Genomic DNA, 2,231 nt, shown 5'->3' on the forward strand with positions numbered 1-2,231 from the left:
TGTGAAAGGTACCAATCCGGAAAACGCAGACATTCCGGGACAGCATAATGCCAACGAAACACTGATCAGGAAAGAGTATTACAAACAAACTTACCTGCTCGGCGTACGCTACAAATTATAAACGTATTCAAAATATTCATCGTCATGAAGTTTAAACAAATTCTTTGCCTCGCCGCATTCATCATAGCTATCGCCAGTGGCTGTAAAAAAGCCAACCTATACGTAGACCTTACCGAGAAGCCGGCAGACACCACCGGTATCAATGGGGAAGTATCTGGTGTATGGTCCAAATTCAGCACCATACACGTGTCTGACGACATCATTATCCCGGAAGGCAAAACGCTGATCATTGAAGAAGGCGTTACCATTATCATGGATACGCTCAGCAAACCGGAAGTGATTGTAAAAGGCAATCTTTATTCCATGGGAACACCCGAAAGCCCGGTCACATTTACCATCGACGAAAAGGGACGCACCGCAAGCAACCAGTTTGGCAAGCAATGGGGTGGTATTCTGGCCGCACCTACCTGCGCGGAACTGTTGCTGGATAATACCATCCTGGAATACGGCGGATCTACTACCACAGAATCTTCCACCTCCGTAAAAATGGGGTTATACAAAGCCACCAGCGGCGAAAATCTGCCTGCTTTATGGTATAGCAACGTAAATGGTAAACTGGTGGTAAATAATTGCATTTTCAGGAATTTCAATGAAGACTGTACTTATATAGAAGGCGGTAAAATCATCTTCTCTAATAATCAGTTTTACTGCACCGGCATCACTGGTGGAGAAGGTATCAACATCAAATCCGGTTGTGTCGCTGACGTAGCCTACAATCTCTTTTATGCGACCAACACCAACGCCCTGAAGTTGTCTAACTCCGGCGAACGTACGCCGCAGGCGCATGTAATTGCCTACAACAATACCATCCTCAACACCGGCTGGAGAAGACCCACCGTGAAAGGTGGCTCCGTGTGGGTAGAAGCAGCAGTATTTGTAGAATTGTACAACAACCTGTTTGCCAACGCACGTTTTGGTATTAAGAGAGATACCAAAAAAACAGAAGATGCCCGCTCCGTGATCAGCAACAATCTTTATTATGGATTTGACCAGGCAACGGTAGATCAGTTCCAGCCTTCGAAAGAAATAGTAGCTGGTAAAAACGATATCATTGGTACCAAAGCAGGTGACAACGATCCTAAATTCGTTAGCTACCCGCTGAACACGCCTATGAATAATGCTACTTTTAACGGTAGCTGGAACTTCCACGTACAGGCCGGATCACCCGCTATTGGCGCAGGGATCACTACCTTTGTTCGTAACTTCCCTAACGGCGTAGGCATGGAGAAATATCCCTATCCTTCTCCCGATCCTTCTTCTACTATTGGTGCTTTTTCTGCTAAAAACTAACATTGATGACTAAACGCAATATATTATTATTCACAGCAGTCCCCGGACTGCTGTGTTTTCTGGCCTGTGCCAGACCTGCTACTAAAGCAAACGATCACGGCACTACGAAAACAACTAACGGAAACGATACCACGAATACAGCTGTTAACGCCAACGTATATACGGATACTGCCAGGGCCATTCAGCCGGCCATCATCACCGAACACGTACAATTCGATTCAGATGATCCGGCCATCTGGGTAAATCGCGCCAATCCCGCACAAAGCCTGGTGATTGGCACCGATAAATCTGCGGATGGCGCCCTCTATGTATTTGACCTGCAGGGAAAAATAAAGCAGGTAGTACGTGGCCTGCAACGTCCTAACAACGTAGACATTGCCTATGGCCTGCTGCTGAATGGAAAACGTGTAGACTATGCCGTTACCTCCGAACGTATCACCCATAAACTCCGCTTCTTTTCACTGCCGGATATGCAACCTATTGATGATGGTGGCATTCCGATCTTTGAAGGCGAAACAGGCAAGCAATACCGCGATTTAATGGGGATAGCGGTATATACCAGCAAAAGTGGCCAGCAATATGCCATTGCCGGACGAAAAACCGGTCCTCAGGATGGTACCTATTTATGGCAATACCTGCTCTCCGACAACGGCGCCGGCAAAGTAAAAGCCACGTTGGTGCGTAAGTTTGGGCACTATAGCGGCAAAAAAGAAATAGAAGCGATTGCGGTAGATAACGAAGCAGGATATATCTACTATTCGGATGAACAATACGGTGTAAGGCAGTATTATGCAGACCCGGAAAAAGGCAATGAAGAACTG

At 46.4% G+C, this 2,231-nt stretch carries 2 protein-coding genes; both read left to right on the forward strand.

The window, feature by feature from the left end:
• Positions 1-144 precede the first annotated feature (144 nt).
• The gene (locus VIP81_RS32120) at positions 145-1,410 is read left to right on the forward strand and encodes a hypothetical protein (RefSeq protein WP_331971868.1); all 1,266 of its coding nucleotides are present in this window, start codon (positions 145-147) and stop codon (positions 1,408-1,410) included.
• A gap of 5 nt (positions 1,411-1,415) precedes the next feature.
• The coding region (locus tag VIP81_RS32125) for a phytase (RefSeq protein WP_331971871.1) at positions 1,416-2,231 on the forward strand (816 nt) is incomplete at its 3' end.

The sequence above is a fragment of the Chitinophaga sp. genome, assembly GCF_036566945.1.
Lineage (GTDB): Bacteria > Bacteroidota > Bacteroidia > Chitinophagales > Chitinophagaceae > Chitinophaga.